Origin of the sequence: Rhodococcus sp. ACS1, assembly GCF_002300155.1 — a bacterium.
Classification (GTDB): Bacteria; Actinomycetota; Actinomycetes; order Mycobacteriales; family Mycobacteriaceae; genus Rhodococcus_F; species Rhodococcus_F koreensis.
The window spans coordinates 216,382-232,722 of sequence record NZ_NSDZ01000006.1 but is presented as its reverse complement, the minus strand read 5'-3'; the positions used below and the strand labels follow the sequence as shown (position 1 = coordinate 232,722).

General features: G+C 65.9%; 19 protein-coding genes. 12 read left to right on the top strand and 7 right to left on the bottom strand.

The genetic code is table 11. The features are described 5' to 3' along the window. Positions 1-24: 24 nt before the first annotated feature. Positions 25-750 carry a GntR family transcriptional regulator gene (locus CJ179_RS29635; protein WP_179377672.1) on the top strand — a complete coding sequence of 242 codons (726 nt, stop codon included), beginning with the start codon at positions 25-27 and terminating at the stop codon, positions 748-750. A 63-nt stretch (positions 751-813) separates the two neighbouring features. On the opposite strand, the gene CJ179_RS29630 is transcribed toward CJ179_RS29635, so the two are convergent. Further along, positions 814-1,002, bottom strand: a complete 189-nt coding sequence (locus CJ179_RS29630) for a ChaB family protein (RefSeq protein ID WP_072941588.1) — start codon at positions 1,000-1,002, stop codon at positions 814-816. 271 nt (positions 1,003-1,273) lie between these two features. Here CJ179_RS29630 and CJ179_RS29625 point away from each other — a divergent pair, with 271 nt between their 5' ends. Together CJ179_RS29625 and CJ179_RS29620 are read left to right on the top strand one after the other, a co-directional pair. Then, complete coding sequence (locus tag CJ179_RS29625; protein ID WP_179377671.1) at positions 1,274-1,528, top strand: hypothetical protein; 255 nt, start codon at positions 1,274-1,276, stop codon at positions 1,526-1,528. Continuing rightward, on the top strand, positions 1,525-1,731 hold the full coding sequence (locus tag CJ179_RS29620; protein ID WP_072941917.1) for a hypothetical protein: 207 nt from the start codon (positions 1,525-1,527) through the stop codon (positions 1,729-1,731). The genes CJ179_RS29625 and CJ179_RS29620 overlap by 4 nt, the downstream gene beginning before the upstream one ends. Positions 1,732-1,957: 226 nt before the next feature. Here the strand turns inward: CJ179_RS29620 and CJ179_RS52925 are convergent, their stop codons facing one another. Next, positions 1,958-2,083 (bottom strand): hypothetical protein, encoded by a 126-nt coding sequence (locus CJ179_RS52925; protein ID WP_255314973.1) that lies wholly within the window; start codon positions 2,081-2,083, stop codon positions 1,958-1,960. Between the two features lie 235 nt (positions 2,084-2,318). On the opposite strand from CJ179_RS52925, the gene CJ179_RS29610 reads away from it, so the two are divergent. After that, positions 2,319-3,773 carry a 3' terminal RNA ribose 2'-O-methyltransferase Hen1 gene (locus CJ179_RS29610; protein WP_095863775.1) on the top strand — a complete coding sequence of 485 codons (1,455 nt, stop codon included), beginning with the start codon at positions 2,319-2,321 and terminating at the stop codon, positions 3,771-3,773. Further along, a complete protein-coding gene (locus CJ179_RS29605; protein WP_095864012.1) occupies positions 3,766-6,303 on the top strand; it encodes a polynucleotide kinase-phosphatase in 2,538 nt (845 codons plus the stop codon). The genes CJ179_RS29610 and CJ179_RS29605 overlap by 8 nt, the downstream gene beginning before the upstream one ends. A gap of 3 nt (positions 6,304-6,306) precedes the next feature. Here CJ179_RS29605 and CJ179_RS29600 read toward each other — a convergent pair whose 3' ends face one another. Further along, a complete protein-coding gene (locus CJ179_RS29600) occupies positions 6,307-6,933 on the bottom strand; it encodes a class I SAM-dependent methyltransferase (protein WP_095863774.1) in 627 nt (208 codons plus the stop codon). 199 nt (positions 6,934-7,132) lie between these two features. Here CJ179_RS29600 and CJ179_RS29595 point away from each other — a divergent pair, with 199 nt between their 5' ends. Together CJ179_RS29595 and CJ179_RS29590 are read left to right on the top strand one after the other, a co-directional pair. Beyond that, on the top strand, positions 7,133-7,723 hold the full coding sequence (locus CJ179_RS29595) for a dihydrofolate reductase family protein (protein WP_095864011.1): 591 nt from the start codon (positions 7,133-7,135) through the stop codon (positions 7,721-7,723). A 41-nt stretch (positions 7,724-7,764) separates the two neighbouring features. Next, on the top strand, positions 7,765-8,235 hold the full coding sequence (locus tag CJ179_RS29590) for a hypothetical protein (protein ID WP_179377670.1): 471 nt from the start codon (positions 7,765-7,767) through the stop codon (positions 8,233-8,235). A 41-nt stretch (positions 8,236-8,276) separates the two neighbouring features. Here the strand turns inward: CJ179_RS29590 and CJ179_RS29585 are convergent, their stop codons facing one another. Further along, on the bottom strand, positions 8,277-8,804 hold the full coding sequence (locus CJ179_RS29585; RefSeq protein ID WP_095863773.1) for a hypothetical protein: 528 nt from the start codon (positions 8,802-8,804) through the stop codon (positions 8,277-8,279). Positions 8,805-9,213: 409 nt separating this feature from the next. Between CJ179_RS29585 and CJ179_RS29580 the strand changes: the two genes are divergently transcribed. From CJ179_RS29580 to CJ179_RS29565, 5 genes are all read left to right on the top strand, one after another. Then, positions 9,214-9,792 (top strand): dihydrofolate reductase family protein, encoded by a 579-nt coding sequence (locus CJ179_RS29580; RefSeq protein ID WP_095863772.1) that lies wholly within the window; start codon positions 9,214-9,216, stop codon positions 9,790-9,792. Between the two features lie 74 nt (positions 9,793-9,866). After that, entirely contained in the window at positions 9,867-10,472 is a 606-nt protein-coding gene (locus tag CJ179_RS29575; protein ID WP_095863771.1) for a hypothetical protein, read from the top strand. A gap of 223 nt (positions 10,473-10,695) precedes the next feature. Beyond that, the gene (locus CJ179_RS51460; RefSeq protein ID WP_179377669.1) at positions 10,696-10,866 is read left to right on the top strand and encodes a hypothetical protein; all 171 of its coding nucleotides are present in this window, start codon (positions 10,696-10,698) and stop codon (positions 10,864-10,866) included. A gap of 123 nt (positions 10,867-10,989) precedes the next feature. After that, positions 10,990-11,430, top strand: coding sequence for a VOC family protein (locus tag CJ179_RS29570; RefSeq protein ID WP_095863770.1), 441 nt, complete (start codon positions 10,990-10,992; stop codon positions 11,428-11,430). 64 nt (positions 11,431-11,494) lie between these two features. Next, positions 11,495-12,256, top strand: coding sequence for a class I SAM-dependent methyltransferase (locus tag CJ179_RS29565; RefSeq protein ID WP_095863769.1), 762 nt, complete (start codon positions 11,495-11,497; stop codon positions 12,254-12,256). Position 12,257: 1 nt separating this feature from the next. Here the strand turns inward: CJ179_RS29565 and CJ179_RS29560 are convergent, their stop codons facing one another. From CJ179_RS29560 to dapA, 3 genes are all read right to left on the bottom strand, one after another. Beyond that, on the bottom strand, positions 12,258-13,763 hold the full coding sequence (locus tag CJ179_RS29560; protein ID WP_095864009.1) for an aminobutyraldehyde dehydrogenase: 1,506 nt from the start codon (positions 13,761-13,763) through the stop codon (positions 12,258-12,260). A 163-nt stretch (positions 13,764-13,926) separates the two neighbouring features. Next, positions 13,927-15,420: a sodium:alanine symporter family protein gene (locus CJ179_RS29555; RefSeq protein WP_095863768.1), complete on the bottom strand. Its 1,494-nt coding sequence runs from the start codon at positions 15,418-15,420 to the stop codon at positions 13,927-13,929. 3 nt (positions 15,421-15,423) lie between these two features. Continuing rightward, positions 15,424-16,317 carry a 4-hydroxy-tetrahydrodipicolinate synthase gene (dapA, locus tag CJ179_RS29550; protein ID WP_095863767.1) on the bottom strand — a complete coding sequence of 298 codons (894 nt, stop codon included), beginning with the start codon at positions 16,315-16,317 and terminating at the stop codon, positions 15,424-15,426. Between the last annotated feature and the right edge of the window lie 24 nt (positions 16,318-16,341).

Here is a 16,341-nt window from a genome sequence, read left to right as displayed (position 1 = left end):
GCCCTGTGTTGTTACAGTGATCGGGTGGCAGACGAAGCGCTCGAACTCGAACCGCTCACCCCGTTCGCAGGACGGCGGATGGAGCAGGCCATCGCCGCCGTGCGGGCCGCCATCGACGACGGCCGCATGAAGCCGGGAGTGAAGTATTCGGTCTACCAACTCGCCGAGGGCCTCGGCATCTCCCGCACCCCCGTGCGCGACGCGCTGCTCCGTCTCGAAGAAGTGGGACTCATCAAGTTCGAGGCTCGGCAGGGGTTCCGCATTCTGCTCCCCCAGCCCAAGGAGATCGCCGAGATCTTCGCTGTCCGATTGGCGCTGGAACTTCCCGCCGTCCGCAAGGCCGCGACCGCATCCGACCCCGCCCTGTCGGACGCACTACTCCGCCAGCAACGCCTGATGCGGGACGCGGCCGCTGTCGGCGACGAACACCAGTTCGCCCACCATGACCTCGGGCTTCACGACATGATCCTCGACGCCGCCGACAACAGCCGGGCCCGGGCGATCGTCAAGACATTGCGCGAGACCACCCGACTACTCGGGGCCAACACCGCCGACAAGACCAGAACGCTCACCGACATCGACGACGAGCACACACCCGTCATCGACGCGATCATCGCAGGTGATTCCGACGAGGCAGAGGCCGCGATGCGTAGGCACCTGGAGAACACCGGACGCCTGCTCGTCGCACAGGCCCTTCGCACCGAGGCGTCCGATCGATCCGTCGACGAGATCTGGTCTGCCGTCGTCTGAGGCCCATCCACCCGTGAGTACTTATCAACGTCCGGCGGTTAACAAGTACTCACGGGTGCGACATCAGTCCTGCTTGGGCACCCAGTGGTCCGTCACGAGCTCGAAAGATTGTTTGAGCTCGCCATATGCCGCACGTTGAGCCTCCTCGCCCTCGCCGTACCGCCGAACGGCTGTCTCATGCGCTGTGGCGAAAGCGGCCTGCACCTCCTTCGATGATCTCCGCAGTGTCTGTGGGAGGTCTGTCCGGTTCACGGCTCCACTCCTTCTCGGTCATGGGCTTGATCTCGTACCCATCGATTGTCCGCCCGGTACCACCGCGACGGAACCGGAGTTGGGCAAGTTTTCCGACGCCGACCGACTGATCAGCCATCGGCAGTCACGAGTCACCCCGACTCCCGACCGTGGCGGCACAGACCGGGAAACACCAGCATCGGACACCTGCATAGGCAACAATGACTCGGGAAGCTCGCCGCCACGTGAAATTCATTCTCGCCGAAGGGAATTCCGGACCAGAGGAGACTCGATGCCCGTTTCGCCACACACTTTGTTGCAGCACGTCCAGGATCGCACTACCGACCTGCGCCGATGGTTGGATACCGGCGAGAACACCGCCACCTTGACTGCATATCTGCGCGACGAACCCGTCGACCACCGATGGCTCTCCACCTACCGACGACTCACCCACGACCTGCTGCGGGCGGTCGACCACGCCAGCCCGCCCAGGGAACCTCACGACGCGCCGACGCCGAGTGTCGGCCGCCAATCGGACCTGCGATGAACGACGACCAACGCCGGGCACTCGAACACGTGCGCGACACGTGCGCGATGCTGCACTGCTTCCTGACCACACACCCGAGCGACCGACCCCCGGAACGGGTCCGCACCGCCACCTTCGAGCAACTCACCGACGACCTCCTCGACGCCGTCACCTCGGCACAGAACGCCGGCGTCCCGGAACAACGCATCTTCGACAGCATGTGACGGATGGTCTTCGTCGGAGTAGGCGCTGCCGTGACCGGGGTAGAACCCGTCCAGGCGCCGTTCCCCGGCGGCCGATGCCACGGTGACCACCTCGCAGACGCTGTCCTTGCCGAAGTCCGTCAACCGGAGTGGTCCGATCCGCCGATCCAGGGTGAGGCCCCTGCTACCCGGCAGTTCGCCCACCGCACTTCGAGCGCTCGGTCGAGCCGGGCCACCTTCTCACGGGTCAGCTCTGCCCGTTCCCATCGGTGACGGCTCCGCAGGACGGCATCAGCGGCACGGCCGGGATGAGCGACGCCGTCACTGTCAGGGGCGGGGTGGTGGCGATCGCGGTCAACTCGTCGAGGGCCAACGGGATGTTCCGCTGTGCCTGCCGCCTGCCCTCGCGTCGGTGTTGTCGGCGTCGCCGGCTGTGGCGACGATCCGGGTGCCTTCGGGACGGTAAGCGACGACACTGCGTTCGAGCGTGCGGACACCCTGTTGATCTCGAACCAGGTATCCACCGAATCGAGCACCGTACCGTCCGGACGGGTGCCCGACCGAAATCTGGGTGCGGCGGGCACCCTGCCTGCGGCAGACTGTGCCTGGTGATCCTGACGATTTCCACGACGGCGCGCCCGGCAACCGATCTCGGGTACCTGCTGCACAAGCACCCCGATCGGGTTCAGGAGTTCACCCAATCCTGCGGTGTCGCACGCGTGTTCTATCCCGAGGCGAACGAAAATCGTTGCACGGCGGCGCTGTTGCTCGATGTCGATGCGATTCGGCTCGCCCGCACGTCCGGCAGGTCCGGCAGGTCCGGCAGGTCCGCCGACTATGCGCTCGGACAGTATGTCAACGACCGGCCGTACGCTGTGTCGTCGCTGCTGTCGGTGGCGTTGGCGGATGTCTTCCGCACTGCCCGTGCCGGACGGTGCACGCTCAAGCCGGAATTGGCCGCGACGCCGATCCCGCTGGAGATTTCGCTGCCCGCACTGCCGTGTCGCGGTGGACCGGAACTGGCCGAACAACTCTTCACGCCACTGGGGTGGACCGTCGAGGCGCGCCCCGTGCCACTCGACGACGCGTTTCCGGAATGGGGCGATTCCCGCTATGTGCGGCTCACCTTGCGCGGCGACATCCGGCTCGCCGACGCCCTGAATCACCTGTATGTACTGCTTCCGGTGCTCGACGACGCCAAGCACTATTGGGTCGCCTCCGACGAGGTCGACAAGCTGATCCGCGCCGGTGGATCCTGGCTCGCGGAGCACCCGGAGAGCACCCTCATCACCCGCCGCTACCTGCGGCATCAGTCCGCCCTGACGCGCTCGGCGTTCGAGCGGCTCGCCGAACTCGGCGACGACGTGGCGGAGCGGTTGGAACCACCGGTCGACGAGGAGCCCGGCAGCGACGCGGCGGGCATTGGGTGCGAGGCGGACACGGCGGCCGCCCCGCCGCTGAACCTGCTTCGGCGCGAGGCGGTCCTCGGAGCGCTCGGCGAACTCGAGGCCCGCACCGTCATCGACCTCGGATGCGGTTCCGGCCAACTCGTTTCCGCGCTGCTCGACGATCCCCGCCTCACCGAGATCGCCGCCGCGGACGTGTCGACCCGGGCGCTGACGATCGCGGCACGCCGGCTGCGGCTCGATCGGATGCCGGAGCGCCGCCGCGAGCGCCTGCAACTGTTCCAGGCGGCCCTCACCTACACCGACAGCAGGTTCGCCGGCTACGACGCGGCCGTGTTGATGGAGGTCGTCGAACACATCGACCCGCCGCGGCTCACCGCACTCGAGCAGGTGATCTTCGGTACCGCGCGGCCCGGGCACGTGATCGTGACGACACCCAACTCCGAGTACAACGTGCGCTACCCCGAACTCGAGGGAATGCGTCACCGCGACCACCGCTTCGAGTGGTCCAGGGCCGAATTCCGTTCGTGGGCAGGCAACGTATGCCGGGTCCACGGATACACCGCCGACTTCCGGCCGGTCGGCGAGGACGACCCCGAGGTCGGTCCACCGACTCAGATGGCGGTTTTCGCGCGGGCGGGTGGTTCCGATGCCTGACATCTCTGTGCCGGCACTGTCGCTGGTGGTTCTCGTGGGTGTGTCCGGCAGCGGCAAGTCCAGCTTCGCTGCGCGGCATTTCGCACCGACCCAGGTGCTGTCGTCCGACTTCTGCCGGGGGCTGGTCGCCGACGACGAAAACGACCAGGCCGCAACCTCGGACGCCTTCGACGTGCTGCTCTACATCGCCGAGACCCGGCTGCGGCGTGGTCTGCTCACGGTCGTCGATGCCACCAATGTGCAGCGCGAAGCACGCAAGGCATTGATCGATCTGGCCAAGTCCCACGACGTCCTGGTGGACGCGATCGTGGTCGACGTTCCCGACGACGTCGCGATCGCGCGCAACGCGACCCGACCGGACCGCGACTTCGGTGCACACGTGATCCGACGGCAGCACAAGGACCTTCGGCGGTCACTGCCGAAGATCGGCCGCGAAGGCTTCCGGCGAGTGCACGTGCTCACCGGAGTCGACGCCATCGACTCGGCGTCGGTGTCGACCGAGAAGGCCTGGACCGACAAGCGGGATCTGACCGGTCCGTTCGACATCATCGGCGACGTGCACGGCTGCCGAAGCGAGCTGGAAACGCTACTGCGCGAACTCGGCTGGCGGCTCCAGCCCGATGGCGCCGGCGCCCACCACCCCGAGGGGCGGACCGCAGTGTTCGTCGGCGACCTAGTCGATCGCGGACCGGACACCCCGGGCGTGCTGCGCCTGGTGATGGGTATGGTGGCGGCCGGAACGGCGCTGTGCGTCTCGGGCAATCACGAACAGAAGCTCGCCCGGGCGCTGCACGGCCGGAAGGTCGCCGCCTCGCACGGTCTGCAGGAGTCGCTCGATCAGCTCGCCGCGGAACCTGACGACTTCCGTAAGTCGGCGCACGCCTTCATCGACGGCCTGATCAGCCACTACGAACTCGACGGCGGCAATCTGGTGGTCGCGCACGCCGGGCTGAAGGAGGCCTACCACGGCCGCGCATCGGCGCGGGTGCGTTCGTTCGCCCTGTACGGCGACACCACCGGTGAGACCGACGAATACGGGCTGCCGGTGCGCTATCCGTGGGCCCACGAGTACCGCGGACGGGCCGTCGTCGTCTACGGCCACACCCCTGTTCCCGAGACCGAGTGGATCAACAACACCATCTGCCTCGACACCGGAGTCGTCTTCGGTGGCAGACTGACCGCCCTGCGCTACCCCGGCAAGGACATCGTGTCCGTTCCGGCCGAGCAGGTGTGGTTCGAACCGGCGCGACCACTCGAGACGGGGCCGGCCACACCAGCGCGTCGGACACAGCGCGATCCGGCCCTGTTGTCCATCGACGACGTGCGCGGAACACGGCACATCGACGTCCGGCACAACAAGGGACGCATCAAGGTGCGCGAGGAGAACTCCGCCGCCGCGCTCGAGATCATGAGCCGGTTCGCCGTCGACCCGCGCTGGCTGGTGTACCTGCCGCCGACCATGGCTCCACCCGCCACCTCGAACCTCGACGGCTACCTGGAACACCCCGCGCAGGCCTTCGCCGAGTTCGCGGCGAATGGGATCACCGAGATCGTGTGCGAGGAAAAGCACATGGGTTCCCGGGCGATCGCCGTGCTCGCCCGCGACGCCGCAACCGCGGCGGAGCGGTTCGGTGTCACCGATGGAAGTTCGGGGATCGTCTACACCCGCACCGGCCGACCGTTCTTCGACGACCCGGCCACGATGAGCGAACTGGTGGCCCGGCTCCGCACCGCGTGCAGGCCGCTGATGGACGATCTCGAGTCGTCGTGGCTGGCGCTCGATTGCGAGCTGCTGCCGTGGTCGGCGAAGGCCGGAGAACTGATCCGCAGCCAATACGCATCGGTCGGCGCCGCGGCGGGTGCGGCGCTGCCGGACGCGATCACCGCACTGGAACGGGCCGCGGCACGAGGGTTGGACGTCGCAGACCTGTTGGCTCACACCCGGACCCGCGCGGCCAACGCCCGACGTTTCAGGGACGCGTACGCGCGGTACTGCTGGCCGGTGACCGGCCTGGACGGGGTGCGGCTCGCACCGTTCCACATCCTCGCCTGCGACGGCCGCGCAACCGCGGTCACCGAACCGCACTCATGGCACCTCGCGAAGCTGGCGACACTCGACGATCCCCTCATCGCCGAGACCAGGCACCAGTTCGTCGATCTCACCTCCGACGAGTCCCGGGATGCGGCGACCACCTGGTGGTCGCAACTGACCGATGCCGGCGGCGAGGGCATGGTGGTCAAGCCACTCGGCTCCACACCCGCAGAACTGGCACAGAGAAGGATTCAGCCTGGCATCAAGGTGCGGGGACAGGAATACCTGCGAATCATCTACGGCCCCGATTACACCGAGAACCTCGACGTTCTCCGCGACCGCTCACTCGGTCGCAAACGATCGATGGCCCTGCGCGAACATGCGCTCGGCCTCGAGACGCTGACCCGGCTCACCGAAGGCGACCCGCTGTGGCGGGTGCACGAAACGGTGTTCGCGGTTCTGGCGCTCGAATCCGAGCCGGTGGACCCGAGGCTGTAGCCGTCACCGGATGCTCTGCCGGTGTGCGGTGATTGCGCCGTGAGGCCTGTAGCCGCTCCCGGTTCGGGTATGTGTCTCGATCACCTCGAAGCCGGCCTGGGCCAATTGCCGGCCGAGTTCGGCAACCGGCCAACGATGGGCAGTGGTCACGGCATGGTCGAAAGTCTCGACGGTTGCTCCTTCGAAGAAGCCGACCAGCAGCCCTCCGCCCGGTCGGATCACGCGCGCGAACTCGGCGAGCGGAATTTCGATGTCCTGTGGACCGTGATGAATGAGCGAGTACCAGGACAGCACACCACCCAGTGATTCTGTCGCGACGTCCAACGTCTCGAAGCTGCCGCCGCCGAAGGAGAGGTCCGGATATTGCGCGCGAGCACGTTCGACGAACTCGGGAACGAGATCAATTCCGCTCACAGCGGCTCCGCACGCGGCCAAGAAGTCGGTCCACTGCCCCGGACCGCACCCGGCGTCGAGCACGGGACCCGTCAGGGCGGCGGCCCAGCTGCTCACCAGGGCCCGATCGGACGGGTGCGTCGAAGTCATGGAGCCGAAGAGATCCGTGTACTCCTGGGATCTGGCCGAGTACGACTCTCGGACGATGTCGCCCGGCTGGATTCTCGTGTTCGCCATGCCGTCAATGATCGTCGATCGGGTGCTGCGAGTGCCGATCCTCCCCGGGGCGAGTCGACACCTGACGTCGACAACCGCCGTACGATCGCGTGGACCGCCCACGACGATCCGTTGTCGTCTCGCGATCGGTCGCAGTGTGTGGGCGAGCAGCGTGCAGAAGGATGGAGAGCGGGATGTCCAGCTCAACGGTGACATTGCAATGCTGATCTACTCGATGAGCGTCTCGGTGGACGGCTTCATCGCCGACCGGGAGGGCGGATTCGGGTGGACGGTGCCCGACGAGGAGCAGTTTCGTTTCCACGTCGCGCAGATACGCGAGCTCGGCGGCTATCTGTGCGGCCGCAGGCTTTACGAGACCATGCTGCCGTGGGACACGGATCCGTCGATGCGCGACAACGAGCTTCACGCCGCGTTCGCCGACGTCTGGTGCACTATCCCGAAGGTCGTCTTCAGCCGCACGCTCGACAGCGTTCACGGCAACGCCCGGCTCGCCGAGGCGTCGGTGGCCGAGGAGGCCGCCGCGGCGCGCGACGCGACCGACAAGGACGTCGCGATCGGCGGCGCCGGCCTGGCCGCGGCAGCAATCGAGCTCGGTCTCGTCGACGAGCTGCGCATGTTCCGCAATCCGATCGTCGTCGGTGGCGGCACGCCGTTCCTGCCGCCGGTCACCGAAAACGTTCCGCTGGACCTCGTCGAGACCAGGACGTTCGGCTCGCGCGTGATCTATGAGCGCTACCGGTGCGCCCGCGACGAGTCCGACGGGCCGGAAGCGAGCATCGAACTGTCATAGTGGCACGAACAGTTGCATTCCTCACCACGAAGGATTCGTCGATGACGTTTCGGTTCAAGTCGATACCGATCGCCGGCGTCGTCGTCGCCACGTCGGTGCTGATGGCTGCGTGCGGTTCCCACGGCGGCGAGTCAGCACCCCCCTCGGTGGGAGTGGAAGCAACGTCATCCGTGCCGGCCACACCCGACATTCCGGGATTGCTCCCGACGGCGGACGAGCTGACCGCTCTGTACAACACTGCCCTCGACTACGACGTCCCGTTGTCCGACCGAGTGAATCTGATTCAGGGCGTCGATGACGCCGATCCACGGCTCGCCCAGAAGTTCGTTCAAGAGGGAATGACGGTCGAGTTCCACCTAGTGGTGGACCGTGGCGACGGATCCTTACTCGCCTTCGGCAACCCCGTCTTACAAGGGCAGGCACAGCCGGAAGGGTCTCCGATTCCGTTCGTCGCCGAAGACGGAGCATGGAAGATCGCCAGAAGCTGGGCATGCTCACAGGGCGGCTGCTAGGCAAGGGCTCAGCCGGTTCGCGGCCGCTGTGCGTCCGCGCCCTATGAACTGCTGCCGAATGGTCCGGGTGGCGGCTGGACGGGATAGGCGGCGACGTCCATGAGCACCGAGCCTTCGCACGGGCCGCTGTCGATGTCGGTACGCCAGGAACCGGTCAGCGTCCCGTCTGGCTGCGGTGTGTAGTACGCAACCGAGTGCGCCGGTGCCCACACCTTCGGCACACCCTCGCCCTGGTAGCAGTCCCACTCCCAGTCGTAGGTGTGGACCCAACTGGTCCCGTCCCAGGTGTACCGCGGCGGTAGCGGCAGTGTCGGATTGGCCGGCGTGGGTCCATCGGTCACGGTCGCAACGCAGGAGTCGTCCGTGCAACTCGTCTCGAATCGGTACGTATCGGAGAAGTCGGGCTCCCACTGCCGCGCGGCCAAACTCGTGCCGGTCTTCGTCGCGGCGAAGCGCTTCAGCGAATACTCCCCCGACCAGGACGGCTGCGTCGGTGCCGCCCCCGCAGGCACAGCCCCGGCAACCGACCAGGACGCGATCAACGCGACTATCAGCAGTGACTTGCGCATGACGCGATTGAATCACAGGCGTCGGCAGCGCGGTGGGTGTATGTGTCCCGCGGTGGTAACCGGGATCGCGGCGACCAAGCAGCCCCAGAATGATTGGAGTCGCCCGCTCTGCACAGAGAAACAGGTCGCCGCATGCCTGCTAATCCGCGGAACTCCGCAGATCAGGACCGTGATCAGATCACCGGTCTCGGCAGTGAGTGGCGACCTGTTGCTCGTCGCGATGGTACGAGTAGTTCGCCCCTCTGACAGAGGGGATCTGATCCGCCCGCTACAGCGCGACCCCCGGCTGTCGACCCGCGAGCCACCTCACGGAACCCTGCGCAACGCTGCGCCCCATCGGCGACGATGAGTTTTGCATTGATTCCCAGTCAGTACCTACATCGATCAAACGTGACTCGAGGAGAACGACATGACCGCGACCTACACCTTCGACGTCTTTTCCAGCCTCGACGGCTACGGCGGCGTCAGCGGCGGAGACTGGGGAGGCTACTGGGGCAAACAGGGTCCCGAGTTGCTCGACCACCGCCTTTCCTTGTACGCGGCGGATCAGCGGATGGTCTTCGGGGCCAACACGTATCGGGCATTTGCGCAAATGCTGGCATCGAGCACCGAAGAGTCCGAAGTGCGTGACCCGTGGGTCACTCGGATGAGGAGTCTGCCTGCAACGGTGGTGTCGACGAGGTTGAAAGGACCTCTCGACTGGCCGGACGCGACCATCGTGAGCGGTGACGCCGTCGACATCGTCGCCCGGCTCAAGCAGGAGTCCGACGTGCCGCTGCGCTCCCACGGCAGCCTGTCGATGAACCGGGCGCTGTTGGCCGCCGGACTCGTCGACCGCCTGCAGGTGACGCTCTTCCCAGTGATCACCGGTCAGACCGGTGACGACCCGATCTTCCAGGGTGCGGCCGACTTCGACCTGGAACTGCTCGAGAACCGGACGCTCGACGGTCACATCCAGGAGCTCATCTACCGACCCACGCTCCATTGACCTACCGATTCCCGATGCGCGAGTAGAATTACCGCTCCGTCTTCGACGGATCGGCATACCGGATGACATCATCCGTGGATGGACACACGCCGAACGATCGATCTCGGGGTTCCTGTCCTCTTCGTCAGACTCTGGAGGGCGGCGCCGGGATCCAGAACGGCGACCTGAGCTCCGATTCGTGTGGACGTCTCATCTTCCTGGGGACCGACTTCGTCGTGGTCTACACGGGTGCGACATACGGCCCGGCGGAGGTCGGCATCAGCGTACGGACCACACCGCCGACGACCACGATGACCGAGTGGGAGACGATCGAGGAAGGCACGTTCGCGGTGACTGGCCCACTCTCACTGATCCCGCATCCTGCAGGGACCGAGACCTCCATCGAGGACATCGCGGGAGTGACCACGGTGGACGACATCTCGCCCGGTTCATGGCACATCCGGGTCCACGCGCGAGGACGGGACGCCGACCGGGGCGACGTGGCTGTCTTGCTGCAGCTATCGCCCGCCGAGCACCCGTTGCCACTGACGACGGTGAAAGTGGGCGACTCCTACCTCCCCCGGATGCTCACCACAGTTCCGACCCGGCCGGCGCCCTCACCCGCCACAGACCCTGCCGGCACGATTCATCGTTCCGCTGTCCTGCAGGAAGACGCCGCCCACGCGGTCATCGAGCAGTAGACGCGGATCGCCCACTGGATCCGCACACACCTGACCCCCGCGCCGATCGCCGGTGCGGACCGGGCACAGATCACCCAGTCCGTCGACGCCACCGGCGTCGAGTGGCCATACGAGCTGACGGCATTCTTCGAGCAGATCAGCGGATTTCCGCACGAGAATTGGGTGGCGTTGTTGCCGGCCTACGAACTGTTCGACCTCGAACGCCTCGTGGAGGAGCGGCAGTATGGAACTCGACATCTGGGGAGAGCTCGACGAAGAAATGGGCGGCGCACCCGCGGGTGGCAATTCCGCAGGCGAGACCGCGTTCACCTACCTGCCCGGGTTCATCCCGTTCGGCGGTGGATGGACGCCCGCTGTGACCGACGGGAAACTGAACTGGCAGTGCCGGCCCTGAAACCGCGCACCGATCAGGACTTGTCTGCTGGACTCTGTACACGGATGTCGAGAATGTGGCGCCGACTCCGTCCCAGGCACACCGGCGGCCACGAAAGGCCGCGCGACCACGAAGGAGAACCACATGGCGATTCAGCGGATGGACCACGTGAGCGTCGTCGTCGACGACCTCGAGGCTGCTATTGCGTTCTTTGTCGAACTCGGTATGGAGCGGGAGGGCGAGGCGCGGATCGAGGGACCTTGGGTGGACCGCATCAACGGGCTCGACGGCGTCCGAGTCGACATCACGATGATGCGGACCCCGGACGGCCACGGCCGGCTCGAGCTGACGAAGTTCCACAACCCGACGGCGGTCAGCGCCGAGCCGAAGAACGCACTGGGGAACACGCTGGGTCTACGGAGCATCATGTTCGCCGTCGACGATATCGACGACACTGTCGCCGGTCTGCGAGCCCACGGCGCGGAACTCGTGGGACAGATGGCGCAGTTCCAGGACAGCTACCGGCTCTGCTACGTACGCGGCCCCGCGGGGATCATCGTCGCGTTGGCCGAGGAGCTGAACTGACGGCACGTTGCCGACAGGAGATCGGTGACCAGGCCGGTCTGCACAGGAGCATAGACTTTCGAACGTGGTCGACCCGATGCACTTCGAGGCGCACGCCGACACCTACGGTGAGGCGCGGCCGCCGTATCCGCCGGCCCTGTGGGACGGTCTTCGCCGTCTCGGTGTTCTCCAGCCCGGCCGCCGCGCCCTGGACATCGGAGCGGGAACCGGGCAGGCGACCGGTCCCCTGCTCGCCGCGGGCCTGAACGTCACTGCGGTGGAGCCCGGCCCTCGACTCGCCGCACACCTTCGACGTGCATATCCGGACGCGGCCGTCATCGTCGAACGCGTCGAGGACGCCGAGCTTCCGGAGAATGGCTTCGATATCGCGATCGCGGCCACTTCCATTCACTGGATCGATCTCGCTGTCGCTCTTCCGAAGGTCCACCGCGCGCTGACCCACGAGGGGAGGTTCCTGGTGTGGCGGAACGTCTTCGGAGACCCCGATGCCGGGACCCCGTTCCGGGAGCAGGTCGCACGGATCGTGCAGGACCGCGGCACACCAGCACACCCCGGACGCGATCCGGAGGATGTTTCAGCGCTCACCGCGGAGTTGATTCGTTCGGGCCTGTTCACCGTCGACGTGGTCCGCACGTTCCGGTGGAACATCGAACTGAACGACCGGCAGGTGTTCCGGCTGTTCTCGACGTTCAGCGACTGGACCGCAGAGGAGGCCGACCGCGCTGCCGCCGCTGTCCGGGAACTCGGAGGCACCGTGGTCGAGCACTATATGACCTGGCTCGTCGCATCGACCCCCGCCAAGATTCCGTGCGCGGATCGGCGGTAGGTCAGCGCCCGTGGTTGTGCATGATGTGTTTGGTGCGGGAGTAGTCGTCGAGTGCGTAGATCGACAGGTCACGTCCGTAGCCGGATCCTTTGAACCCGCCCCAGGGGACTTCGTTCGCGAGGACGAGATGGGAATTCACCCACACGGTTCCGGCGTCGATGCGTGCGGCGACATCGTGGCTACGACGGGCGTTCTCGGTCCAGACCGATGCGGACAGCCCGAAGGGGACATCGTTGGCGCGGCGGATGGCGTCGTCCTCATCGGTGAAGGTTTCAACGGTGACGACGGGGCCGAAGATTTCCTCGCGTGCACATTCGGCGCCGTCGGGCACACCCACGAGCACGGTCGGTGCGACGAAGTAGCCGGGGCCGTCCAGTGGCGCTCCGCCGATGGCCGCGGTGATTCCCTGCTGCGCAGCGCGTTCGAGGTATCCGGCGACGCGGTCGTAATGCGCCTTCGACACGAGGGGTCCGATTTCGACGTCGCCGACGGCAGGTTCGCCGACGACGAGAGTGGCAACCTGCGCGACGAGTTTGTCGACGAAGGCGTCGGCGACCGATTCGTGGACAAGGATGCGGCAGGCGGCGCCGCATTCCTGGCCGGAGTTCCAGTAGCTCGCCGCGCGCAGGGAAACGGCGGCGTCGTCAAGGTCTGCGTCGGCGAAGATCACCACGGATGCCTTGCCGCCCAGCTCGAGGTGAACGCGTTTGAGGGATTCCGCTGCGCCGCGTGCGACGGCTTTGCCGCTGCCGACCGATCCGGTGAGGGCGATCATGTCGAGGTCGGGATGTTCGGTGAGGCGTGCTCCGACCGAGGCACCGAGTCCGGTGACGACGTTCAGGACACCTGCAGGCAGTAGGTCACCGACGAGTTCGGCGAACTTGAGCGTCGTCAGTGGGGTCTGCTCGGAGGGTTTGATGACGACGGTGTTCCCGGCGGCGAGGATCGGTGCGAGTTTCCAGGCGGCCATCAGCAGGGGGTAGTTCCACGGAGTGACGACGCCGACGACGCCGAGGGGTTCACGCAAGATGAGCGAGAGGTGGTGCTCGGCGTAGTCGCCCGCGGAGAGGGAGGTGGTGGCGCGCAGTGCGCCTGCCATGAATCGGAAGGTGTCGATGGCGCCGGCGACGTCGTCGTTCGAGACCTCGAACGGTTTGCCGGTGTTAGCAGATTCGAGGCGGGCGAGGATCTCGGAGTTCTGCTCGAGTCGGTCTGCGATGCGGTGCAGTATTTCCGAGCGTTGTTTGGGGACCAGCCGCGCCCAGTCGGGCTTGGCGGCGACCGCGGCGACGACGGCTCGGTCGACATCTGCGGCGGTGCCTTCGGGGATTCGGGTGATGACGGTTTCGGTGGAGGGGTCGACGATGTCCGTGAACGAGTCGGTCTCGCCGTCGACGAATTCTCCGCCGATGTAATGCTGCAACGGCGGGAGATCATCGGAGACCTTCAGTGAACCGTCGGTGGGTCGACGGACCGACGTGTGTCCAGTATGAGTGGGGATGGACATCGGACGAACCTCCATGGTGTTCTATGAAAATCGAACTGGCGCGTCGGCGTGGTTCCGACGGGTAAGAACTCGCGAAGTAAGCGCGCCCCCATCACGCGGGTTCCGCGCGAAGGACCGCGCACAGCGTCACATCGACGCCGTGCACGGTCCTCGAACGAAGAGCTCAATCTTTGCGATCCGCTGTAACGGTCGTGGCGCTGCTTTCCTCCCAGAAGTCGGCTCCTTCGATGCCGAGCGACTTCGGGTCGAAGGTCGGGTCGAGTCCGCGCTTCTTCTGCTGCTCGAAGTCGCGGTAGACCTTGTAGACCATGGGGAACAGCAGGACCAGGCAGGCGAGGTTGATCCAGGCAATCATTCCGAGCCCGATATCGCCGATGGCCCAGACGATTCCGGCGTTCACCACGGAACCCACGAAGACGATCGTGAGTGTGCCGATCTTGAGAATCAGCTTGGGCACCGGTCCCTTTCGCCCGTTCAGCAGGAACAGGAGGTTCGAGTTCGCGACGTAGTAGTACAGCAGCAGACAGGTGAAGCCGAACAGGAACACGGCGACGGCGATGAAGCCGGCACCCCATCCCGGCGCCAGTGTGTCGATGGACTTCTGGACCCAGTTCGGCCCTGCCTCGACGCCGGGAAGATTCTCGACGAGATGTCCGCCGGAGCCGTCCGAGACGTTGTACTGGCCGGACACCACCATCATCAAACCCGTTGCCATGCAGATCAGCAGGACGTCGATGTAGATGCTGAACGTCTGGACCAGGCCCTGCTTGCCGGGATGCGAGGTCCGCGCCGCCGCGGCCGCGAAGGTGGCCTCACCGATGCCGTTCGCCGACGCGAAGACCGCCCGGCGAACACCCCACGCGACTGCGGCGCCCGCGATACCGCCCAACACGGGATCGATACCGAATGCCGAGTTCACGATGAGCTTGATTGCGTCGGGGACGCTTTCGAGGTTCGCGAAGATCACGGCCAGTGCCAGCACGAGGTACCCGATTGCAAGAGTCGGAACGAGAGTCTGGGTGACTTTGACGATCCGCGTCGTGCCGCCGAAGATCACTAAAGCGATCAGCGCGGTGACGAAGACCGCAGGCACCCAGCTCGGCAAGCCGAACGCCAGCTGAGCACTGGAAGCGATGGTGCTGACCTGGAACCCGGGGAACATGAAGCCGTAGCCGACCAGCCCGAGAAACGCGATGAGCGCCGCGACCTTCGGAAGCTTCAGGCCGTACTTGATGTAGTACGGCATGCCGCCGATGTCCTCGCCGGCCTTCTTCCGGTCCTCGTCCTCCACCTGACGTTTGAACACCTGCGCGAGGGTGGCCTCGGCGTACCCGACGGTACAGCCGACGAGACCGGTCACGGCCATCCACAGCAGTGCGCCCGGTCCACCACCGCCGACCGCGGTTGCGACGCCCGCGATACTTCCGACACCGACGCGGCTCCCGAGAGCGAGCACGAGCGCTTGGAAGGAGGACAGGCCTCCCTCCCCCTCGCTGTGCTCCCTCAGTTGGCGAATCATGTCGGGAATGCGCCGGAACTGAATGCCTTTCATGGCGATGGTGTATGCCAACCCCAGGCCCAGGACGACATAGGCCATCGGTCCCCAGATTCCGTCTGCCAGAGTCGTGAGTAACTCGGCCCAGTCGATTTCCGGCACGATTTACCCGTTCCGGTCAGCGAGCTTCTTCAGTGCTCGTCCGATTCGCTCGACCTGCTCGGCGGGGAGCTCGGCCGTGGGTCGCCGGGGAGCGCCGACCGGCTCGCCCTGCAGGGCAAGTCCCGCCTTGACGGCGGAGATGAACGGAACGGAGATCATCGAATCGATCACCGGGTACAGGTCACGCCACTTGGCGAGCGCGCCGTGCAGGTCGCCGTCGGCGATGAGCCGGTTGACTGCGACGATCTCGTCCGGAACCACGTTTGCGGCACCTGCCATGACTCCGGCAGCACCCTCGACCAGAGCACTGTAGATGTAGGAGTCCCAGCCGATGAACGTACCGATCACGTCACTGTGGTGGTGGATCAGCTGCAGTGCCTGTTCCCAGTTCGCGCTCGAGTCCTTGATGTAGCGGATGTTGTCGACCTCTTCGGCCAGCGAGCGAACGGTGGCGGGGTCCAGGTTCACACCGGTGACCGCGGGGATGTTGTACAGCATGATCGGCAGTTCCACCGACGAAGCGACATCCTTGATGTACGCCACCGTCTCTTCGGTCGAGAGCGGCTCGTAGAACGGGGTGATCAGCATGAGCACGTCTGCGCCCGACTTCTCGGCGGCGCGGGAAAGCCGGATGGCTTCGGCAGTTGTCGTGGCACCGGTCTGAGCGATGACGGGCACCCGGCCATCGGCATGTTCGATGACCGTGTCGACGAGCCGCAGGCGCTCGTCCGACGACAGCGCCCCGACCTCACCGGTCGATCCCGCGGCGACGACTCCGTCGACGCCCGCCTTGATCGAGCGGTCCACCACGACCTCGAGCTTGTTCACGTCGATCTGCTCGTCGGCGTCGAACGGGGTGGTCAATGCAGTGAGGACACCGCTGAGTTGCTTGGACATAAGAGTGACTCCTGGATCGTTGGG